We start from the raw sequence: 8,284 nt of genomic DNA on the forward strand, positions 1-8,284 counted from the left end.
CGGCACCCCTTCGCGGGGTGCCGCCCACCGGCGGCGTGCGTGTCACCTGTTCCCTACCGCGCGTTACTTGCGCATGACCTCCGGCTCGTGGCGGCGCAGCAAACGCGCCACCACGACCCCGCACACGACTCCGATGAACAGCAGGACCCCGACGTTGAAGCCCCACTGGGCCACGGAGTGGTCCCAGAGCGGGTCCAGGTCGTTGGGGCTCTTGGGCTCCCACGGCGGCATCAGATGCGCCAGGTCGAGGGTCGAACCGGTGCCGGCGATGGCCCAGCGCGAGGGCATCAGCCAGGCGAACTGCTCCAGACCGGGCGAACCGTAGATCTGGAAGAGCGTGCCGGTGAAGACGACCTGGACGATCGCGAACATGACCAGCAGCGGCATGGTCTTCTCGGCGGTCTTCACCAGCGAGGAGATCACCAGACCGAACATCATCGACGTGAAGCCGAGCGCGATGATCACGATGCACATCTCGACGGCCGGCGGCATGAGCAGGCCCTCGTCGGGCAGCGCGCGGGGCGCGAAGCCGATGCCGCAGAGGATCACGCCCTGGAAGGCCGTGATCACGCCGAGCACGATGACCTTGGACATCAGATACGCGGAACGGGAGAGGCCGGTGGCCCGTTCCCGTTCGTAGATCACCCGTTCCTTGATCAGTTCTCGTACGGAGTTGGCCGCACCCGAGAAGCACATACCGACCGCGAGGATCAGCAGGATCGTCCCGGCCTTGCCGTTGAACTGGGCCGGCGGGTCGGGCGGTCCCAGACCGAAGTCCGCCGGAATCACGACGCTCACCACGCCGAGGACGGCGGGCAGTATCACCATCAGGCCGAGGAAGCCCCGGTCGGAGGCGATCACCGAGGAGTAGCGGCGGATCAGCGTCCAGAGCTGGGAGCCCCAGCTCTGCGGCTTCGGCGGGCGCATCTGCTGCGGTGTCGGCATGTGGGCCGACTGCGCGGCGACGGCGTCGATGTCCGCGGCGTACATCTGGTAGTGCTGCGAGCCGCGCCAGCGGCCCGCCCAGTCGTAGTCGCGGTAGTTCTCGAACGCCGAGAACACATCGGCCCAGGTCGTGTAGCCGAAGAAGTTGAGCGCCTCCTCGGGCGGTCCGAAGTACGCGACCGAGCCGCCGGGCGCCATGACGAGCAGCTTGTCGCAGATCGCCAGCTCGGCCACGGAGTGCGTGACGACCAGGACGGTACGGCCGTCGTCGGCGAGGCCGCGCAGGAGCTGCATGACGTCGCGGTCCATGCCCGGGTCGAGACCCGACGTGGGCTCGTCCAGGAAGATCAGCGACGGCTTGGTCAGCAGTTCCAGGGCGACGGAGACGCGCTTGCGCTGGCCGCCGGAGAGCGAGGTGACCCGCTTCTCCTTGTGGATGTCGAGCTTCAGCTCGCGCAGCACCTCGTCGATACGGGCCTCGCGCTCGGACTCGGCGGTGTCACCGGGGAACCGGAGCTTGGCGGCGTACTTGAGCGCCTTCCGTACGGTCAGCTCCTTGTGCAGGATGTCGTCCTGCGGGACCAGACCGATGCGCTGGCGCAGCTCGGCGAACTGCTTGTACAGATTCCTGTTGTCGTACAGGACGTCGCCCTCGTTGGCGGGCCGGTAGCCGGTGAGCGCCTTGAGGAGCGTGGACTTGCCGGAGCCCGAGGGGCCGATGACCGCGATGAGCGACTTCTCCGGAACACCGAAGGAGACGTCCTTGAGGATCTGCTTGCCGCCGTCGACCGTCACCGTGAGGTGGCGGGCGGAGAAGGAGACCTCACCGGTGTCGACGAACTCTTCCAGCCGGTCGCCGACGAGTCGGAACGTCGAGTGACCGACGCCGACGATGTCGTTCGGGCCGATGAGCGCCGTACCGGACTTGGTGATCGGCTGACCGTTGACGTACGTGCCGTTGTGGGACCCGAGGTCGCGGATCTGGAAACGGCCGTCGGGCGTCGAGGTGAACTCGGCGTGCAGACGGGAGACCTGGAGGTCGGAGACGACCAGTTCGTTCTCCAGCGCACGGCCGATGCGCATCACCCGGCCGAGAGCCACCTGGTGGAAGGTGGTCGGGCTGCGGTCCCCGTACACCGGCGGCGCCCCCGCCGCGCCACCGATGCCCGAACCGCCCGGACCGCCGGCACCGGGGCCCCCCGGCCCTCCGTGCTGCTGCGGTACGTAGCCGTGCTGAGGAGGCTGCTGTTGGTGCTGGGGCGGCTGCTGTTGCGGTGGCGGCCAGCCCTGCTGCCCCTGCTGCTGAGGAGGCTGCTGCTGAGGGGTCCAGCCGGGAGCGCCCTGCGGCTGCGGCTGCGCGGGCGCGTGCTGCGCCTTGACCTGCTGGGGCGGTGTGCCCTGGGCCTGGTAGGCACCGGCCGCCGCGCCGTTCAGATTCAGCCGCGGTCCGTCGGTCGCATTGCCGAGATGTACGGCCGTTCCCGGACCGATTTCCAGCTGATGGATCCGCTGGCCCTGCACATAAGTGCCGTTGGTGCTGCCGTGGTCCTCAATTACCCAACTACGGCCCCCCCAGCTGATGGTGGCGTGACGCCACGAGACCCGGGCGTCATCGATCACCAGGTCGCCCTGCGGATCACGTCCCAGGGTGTATGACCTGGACTGGTCGAGCGTCCAGGTCCTTCCATTCATTTCAAGTACGAGCTCTGGCACTCCATGCCCCACTAGTTGTCCCCCGGGTTGCTCCCATCGCAGGGAGTCTAGGGATGGCGAACATCGTGGGGAACTATTTCAGGCCCGCCCCCTTATACGAAAGTCGGGCCTCGGAGAAGACCACAAAATCTCCTTCAGGGCGCGGCGAAACGTAAGTGAACAGGCTCAAATCCCACAAGAGGGGCGCGTCCGGGGTATCCGTGTCCGGTCGCTTCCCCGGACGGGTGTCCGGTACGCGGGACGCCGGGTCGCCCCACGCGTCACGCCCGATACGGTGGGATCACCATGAGCGCATCGCAGCCCCCTCAGACCGCTGACGCCGCCCCCACACTTCTCGTCAAGATCTTCGGGAAGGACCGCCCGGGGATCACCGCCGGCCTTTTCGACACCCTCGCCGCCTACTCGCTCGACGTCATAGACATCGAGCAGGTCGTCACCCGTGGCCGTATCGTCCTGTGCGCGCTCGTCACCTCGCCGGAGGCCGGCGGCAGCACCGAGGGCGAGCTGCGCGCGACCGTCCACAGCTGGGCCGACTCCCTGAAGCTCCAGGCCGAGATCATCTCCGGGACGGGCGACAACAGGCCGCGCGGCAGCGGCCGTTCCCATGTCACCGTGCTCGGACATCCGCTGTCCGCCGAGTCGACGGCCGCCATCGCCGCCCGCATCACCTCGACGGGCGGGAACATCGACCGGATCTTCCGGCTGGCGAAGTACCCGGTCACGGCGGTGGAGTTCGCCGTGTCGGGCACGGAGACCGAACCGCTGCGGACCGCGCTGGCGACCGAGGCCGCCGAGATCGGCGTCGACGTGGCCGTCGTCTCGGCCGGGCTGCACCACCGGGCGCAGCGCCTCGTCGTCATGGACGTCGACTCGACCCTCATCCAGGACGAGGTCATCGAACTGTTCGCCGCGCACGCGGGCTGCGAGGAGCAGGTCGCCGAGGTGACGGCCAGGGCCATGGCGGGCGAGCTGGACTTCGAGCAGTCGCTGCACGCGCGTGTGGCGCTGCTGGCCGGGCTCGACGCGTCGGTGGTGGAGAAGGTACGCGCGGAGGTACGGCTCACGCCCGGCGCCCGCACCCTGATCCGTACGCTCAAGCGGCTCGGCTACCAAGTGGGCGTCGTGTCCGGCGGGTTCACCCAGGTGACCGACGGGCTGAAGGACCAGCTCGGGCTGGACTTCGCCTCGGCGAACACGCTGGAGATAGTGGACGGGAAGCTCACCGGGCGCGTGGTGGGCGAGATCGTCGACCGGGCGGGCAAGGCCAGGCTGCTGCGGCGGTTCGCGGCGGAGGCCGGGGTGCCGCTGTCCCAGACGGTGGCGATCGGCGACGGGGCCAACGATCTGGACATGCTGAACGCGGCGGGGCTGGGGGTCGCGTTCAACGCCAAGCCGGTGGTCCGCAGGGCGGCGCACACGGCGGTGAACGTGCCGTTCCTGGACACGGTGCTGTATCTGCTGGGAATCACGCGCGAAGAGGTCGAAGAGGTGGAGGCCGCGGAGGCGGAAGCGGCCTCGGATCCGTCCGTCTGACCGGCCCCCGAGAGACGATGGAGCCCCGGCACGCACACCGTGCCGGGGCTCTGTCCGTAAGGGAGTTGGGCGGTCGGGGGTGGTGACTCGCGGGTGGCGACTCGGGCGTTCGGTCGCGCGGTCGGTCGAGCGGTCAGTCGTGCGGCGCCCAGTATTCGAGCAGCGTCCCCACGTCGGGCTCCACGGTCTTCCACGAGCCGGTGAACCCGATGACGGCGAACGCCGAGGTCGGGAACGCGCTCGCGGTCAGCCGGCCCAGGGCGTCACCCTCGGCGCGGGCCGAGAGGGCGTCGGCGAGGGCGTGCATGCCGGGGTTGTGGCCGATCAGCAGGAGATCGTTCACCTCGTCCGGTGTCTCGGTGAGCAGCGCCAGGAGATCGCCGAGCGTGGCGTCGTACAACCGGTCCTCGTAGACGGTCCTGGGCCGCTGCGGCAACTCGTGCACCGCCAGCTTCCAGGTCTCGCGCGTACGGGCCGCCGTCGAACAGAGAGCCAGATCGAAGGCGATACCGGTCTCCGCGAGCCGCCGACCGGCCACCGGGGCGTCCGCGCGGCCTCGCTCGGCGAGCGGCCGCTCGTGGTCGGCCACCTCGGGCCAGTCGGCCTTCGCGTGCCGGAGTAGGGCAATCCTGCGGGGTGTTTCGACGCTCATGCAACCCAGCTTCGCACGAAATGCGCCGTCAGGCGCGGGGTGTTGGAGGGGTCACCCACCACGGGTGACCCTGTCGGCGACGGCGCTACCGGGAGAGGGTCTGCTGAATCTGGATCACCATCCGGCCGACGCCGGGCTCACCGGCGGAGGCGGCGGCCTGGCCGGGGCCGGCCATCACCAGCAGCAGCGCGGCGAACGCGAGGGCGGGGAGCACCACGGCCCACCAAGGGAGACGGATGTCGACACGGTCGGGGGACGGGCGGTGGGACCGGGTGTGCGTAGGGGCCGACATGGCCGCCTCCGTAGGTCTGCGGTTGAAGTACCTCAAAGCTACGGATCAGCGGCCCCGCGTCACATCCGGAGACCCACCCACTCGACCCTGACCCTGACCCCCTAGGGGATGGTGGTGCTGGCACCACCATTTCTTTTTTCGAGGCTCGGTTCGCCTCCGGGCGCTTTGAGCCCCTGTCGACGGTCGACCGTGCTCAGCCCCTCGTTCCTCGGGGCCTCCGCGCGCTCTCCCTTTCGACAGCGGCGCGCCCTTCGGCTCACTCGCCCGGAAGTTCCCCGGGGGTCAAGGGCTGGCGATGGAGGCGATGACGGCGATCACGACCATGATGCCGATGATCGTGCCGAACATCAGCAGCAGTTTCTTCTGGCCGTTCTGGGGATTCGGATCAAGGACTGGCATGCGCCCAGTTTCTCATCTCAGCACTCGTCCTCGATCGTCCGGTCCCGCCCCGCGACGACCCCCAGAATGATCTGCGGCACCATCAGCCCGCCCACGAACATGATCGGCAGTTCCCAGCCGCCGCTGTGCTGGTAGAGCACGCCCACCAGCAGCGGCCCCGGAATGGAGATCAGATAGCCGGTGCTCTGGGCGAAGGCGGACAGCCGTACGACCCCGGCGCCGGTACGCGCGCGCATGCCGATCATCGTGAGCGCCAGCGGGAAGGCGCAGTTGGAGACGCCCAGCAGCACGGCCCACACCCAGGCCCCGGCGGCGGGCGCCAGATAGAGGCCCGCGTAGCCGATGAGACCGCAGGCGCCCAGGGCGATGACGATCGGGCCCTGGTTCCTCATCCGGCCGGCCAGCCGCGGGATCACGAAGGCCAGCGGCACGCCCATCACCATGGTGACGGCCAGCAGCAGTCCCGCCGTACCGGCCGAGACCCCCGCGTCGCGGAAGATCTGCGGCATCCAGCCCATGGTGATGTACGCACCCGTCGCCTGGAGGCCGAAGAAGCAGCCGAGCGCCCAGGCGGTGCGGCTGCGGGCGATCCTCGGTGCCGGCGCCGCGGCCTGCTCGGGCCCCGGCCGGTGCCCCACGTCGGCCGGGGCCGCCGCGCCGCGCCGGTCGCGTACGAGGAGCGCGGCCCACGGCAGTACGGCGACGGCGGCGACCACGGCCCACAGACCGAGGCCCAGCCGCCAACTGCCGCCCAACGCGGTGGTCATGGGCACGGTCGCGGCCGCCGCCAGGGCCGTGCCGGCGGACAGCGACATCGAGTAGAGGCCGGTCATGGTGCCGACCCGGTCGGGGAAGTACCGCTTCACGATCACCGGCATCAGCACGTTGCTGACGGCTATGCCCATCAGCGCGAGCGCGCTCGCCGCGAGGAAGGCGGCCGTGCTGTTGGTGAAGGGGCGGATCAGCAGGCCGGCCGTGATGGCCACCATGCCCGCGCAGACGACGGCGGCGGGCCCGAAGCGGCGGGCGAGGCGCGGGGCCGTGATGCCGAAGACGGCGAAGCAGAGCGCGGGGACGGAGGTGAGGACCCCGGCGACGCTGCCGCTCATGTGGAGTCCGTCGCGTACGTCTTCGAGCAGCGCGCCGAGGCTGGTGATGGCGGGACGGAGATTGACGGCGGCGAGGACGAGTCCCACGGCGAGAAGACGGGTCAGCCACACGGTCGTCCGGGGTGCGGGTGACGGTGCGGGAGAGTCGGCGGGCGCGGGCGCGACGTCCTCCCGGGGCGCGAGTGGGGTCGTGGTCTCGTCAAACATGGTGCCATCATAGAATCATGGGATGATTGGTTGTCCAATCCGGACGGCGATCTGCGGACGGCAATCTCCGGAGAGCGATCTCCGGATGGCAGACTCCCGACATCCGCCCCCGGCACTGAGAACCTGGAGCACCATGGCCCTGACCTCTCCCCGGCGATCCGCGCTCTCCGACCAGGTGATCACCGAGCTGCGGAACCAGATCACGTCGGGCGAATGGCCGGTGGGCTCACGCATCCCCACCGAGCCCGAGCTGGTCGAGCAGCTCGGCGTGGCCCGTAACACCGTCCGCGAGGCCGTTCGCGCGCTGGCGCACAACGGGCTCCTGGACATCCGGCAGGGCTCGGGAACGTATGTCATCGCCACGAGCGAGCTGGCCGGTGTGATGCACCGCCGGTTCGCCGACGCCGACGCCCGGCACATCGCGGAGGTGCGCTCCACCCTCGAAGCCTCGGCGGCCCGGCTGGCGGCCGAGCGGCGTACGGAGCGGGACGTACGGCAGCTGGAGACGCTGCTGGCGCGCCGCGAGGAGGCGTGGGCGGGCGGGGACGCCGAACTGTTCGTGGCCGCCGACGCGACCCTGCACCTGGCGGTGGTCGCGGCCTCGCACAACGAGGTGCTCACCGCGCTCTACGCGGACCTGAGCGAACTGCTGCGCGACGGGCTGCGCGCGGATGTGGGGCGTGAGCTGCGGCCGGCGTTCCATCTGGACCACGCGCGGCTGGTGGCGGCGATCAGGGCCCGGGACGCGGAGACGGCGGGGACGGAGGCGGCGAGCCACGCGTTCACCTGTCTCCGCGAGACGGTCTGACGGTCGACTGCGGCCGGTCCGGCCCCCCCGGCCGTCAGCGCGTGACCGTCAGGGCGTGACGCGCTCGTGGCTGACCCAGGCCGATGCGACTTCCTTCCAGCAGCGCCCGGTGAGCCGCGCGTAGCGGGCGGCCCCGGCCTCGGCGGGGGCGCTGTCGGAGTCGACGTCCCACCAGCGCGCGCACTCCACGTGCAGTTGGACGCGGTCGGTGCCGGGGTACGGGTTGTGGCAGAACGCGGTCACCAGGGAGCCCTCGGTCGTCGTACGGCAGTGGGCGCCGAACGGGTCGCGCTCACCGTCGTCGCCGTCGCGGTCGTCGTCGTCGGCATCCACCGCCATCCGGTCGGCGCCGGTCAGGCCCGCCGCCGACGTCCTGGCCACCGGGGGCGGCGACTCGTCCCGTACGACGGCGGTGACGGCGAGGCCCGCCACGATCAGCACCGCCACCGTCAGTGAGGCAGCCGCCTTGCGTGCTCTCCGATACACAGCGACACCTCCTCCCCGATCAGTGTGCGGGGAGTCGTCGCGCTTCTCGACTCGGACGGACACGGACGGTGACCGGAGGCGGTCCGCGACGTCCGTCACACGGAAGCGGGAAGCCGCGTGACCGCCGGACGGCGGTCACG

The 8,284-nt window shown here is 70.3% G+C and carries 8 protein-coding genes; 2 read left to right on the plus strand and 6 right to left on the minus strand.

Annotation, left to right across the window (positions count from 1 at the left end):
* Positions 1 to 63: 63 nt before the first annotated feature.
* Entirely contained in the window at positions 64 to 2,637 is a 2,574-nt protein-coding gene (locus tag ACFUN8_RS36240; RefSeq protein WP_383647388.1) for an FHA domain-containing protein, read from the minus strand.
* Between the two features lie 306 nt (positions 2,638 to 2,943).
* Here ACFUN8_RS36240 and serB point away from each other — a divergent pair, with 306 nt between their 5' ends.
* Positions 2,944 to 4,191 carry a phosphoserine phosphatase SerB gene (gene serB / locus ACFUN8_RS36245; RefSeq protein WP_383647390.1) on the plus strand — a complete coding sequence of 416 codons (1,248 nt, stop codon included), beginning with the start codon at positions 2,944 to 2,946 and terminating at the stop codon, positions 4,189 to 4,191.
* Between the two features lie 133 nt (positions 4,192 to 4,324).
* Here serB and ACFUN8_RS36250 read toward each other — a convergent pair whose 3' ends face one another.
* From ACFUN8_RS36250 to ACFUN8_RS36265, 4 genes are all read right to left on the minus strand, one after another.
* A complete protein-coding gene (locus tag ACFUN8_RS36250) occupies positions 4,325 to 4,843 on the minus strand; it encodes a SixA phosphatase family protein (RefSeq protein ID WP_383647393.1) in 519 nt (172 codons plus the stop codon).
* An 85-nt stretch (positions 4,844 to 4,928) separates the two neighbouring features.
* Complete coding sequence (locus ACFUN8_RS36255) at positions 4,929 to 5,135, minus strand: hypothetical protein (protein WP_383647395.1); 207 nt, start codon at positions 5,133 to 5,135, stop codon at positions 4,929 to 4,931.
* Positions 5,136 to 5,417: 282 nt separating this feature from the next.
* On the minus strand, positions 5,418 to 5,534 hold the full coding sequence (locus ACFUN8_RS36260) for an SGM_5486 family transporter-associated protein (protein ID WP_023542633.1): 117 nt from the start codon (positions 5,532 to 5,534) through the stop codon (positions 5,418 to 5,420).
* A gap of 17 nt (positions 5,535 to 5,551) precedes the next feature.
* A complete protein-coding gene (locus ACFUN8_RS36265; RefSeq protein ID WP_383647397.1) occupies positions 5,552 to 6,850 on the minus strand; it encodes a CynX/NimT family MFS transporter in 1,299 nt (432 codons plus the stop codon).
* Between the two features lie 133 nt (positions 6,851 to 6,983).
* On the opposite strand from ACFUN8_RS36265, the gene ACFUN8_RS36270 reads away from it, so the two are divergent.
* A complete protein-coding gene (locus ACFUN8_RS36270) occupies positions 6,984 to 7,658 on the plus strand; it encodes a FadR/GntR family transcriptional regulator (RefSeq protein ID WP_383647400.1) in 675 nt (224 codons plus the stop codon).
* Positions 7,659 to 7,706: 48 nt separating this feature from the next.
* On the opposite strand, the gene ACFUN8_RS36275 is transcribed toward ACFUN8_RS36270, so the two are convergent.
* Positions 7,707 to 8,144, minus strand: a complete 438-nt coding sequence (locus tag ACFUN8_RS36275; RefSeq protein WP_383647402.1) for a hypothetical protein — start codon at positions 8,142 to 8,144, stop codon at positions 7,707 to 7,709.
* Positions 8,145 to 8,284: the final 140 nt, after the last annotated feature.

Source organism: Streptomyces sp. NPDC057307 (genome assembly GCF_042667665.1).
Lineage (GTDB): Bacteria > Actinomycetota > Actinomycetes > Streptomycetales > Streptomycetaceae > Streptomyces.

Bases quoted from the DNA above. Each gene is read 5' to 3' on its own strand.
- ACFUN8_RS36240 (WP_383647388.1), bottom strand. From the start codon at position 2,637: ATGAATGGAAGGACCTGGACGCTCGACCAGTCCAGGTCATACACCCTG.
- serB (WP_383647390.1), top strand. From the start codon at position 2,944: ATGAGCGCATCGCAGCCCCCTCAGACCGCTGACGCCGCCCCCACACTT.
- ACFUN8_RS36250 (WP_383647393.1), bottom strand. From the start codon at position 4,843: ATGAGCGTCGAAACACCCCGCAGGATTGCCCTACTCCGGCACGCGAAG.
- ACFUN8_RS36255 (WP_383647395.1), bottom strand. From the start codon at position 5,135: ATGTCGGCCCCTACGCACACCCGGTCCCACCGCCCGTCCCCCGACCGT.
- ACFUN8_RS36260 (WP_023542633.1), bottom strand. From the start codon at position 5,534: ATGCCAGTCCTTGATCCGAATCCCCAGAACGGCCAGAAGAAACTGCTG.
- ACFUN8_RS36265 (WP_383647397.1), bottom strand. From the start codon at position 6,850: ATGTTTGACGAGACCACGACCCCACTCGCGCCCCGGGAGGACGTCGCG.
- ACFUN8_RS36270 (WP_383647400.1), top strand. From the start codon at position 6,984: ATGGCCCTGACCTCTCCCCGGCGATCCGCGCTCTCCGACCAGGTGATC.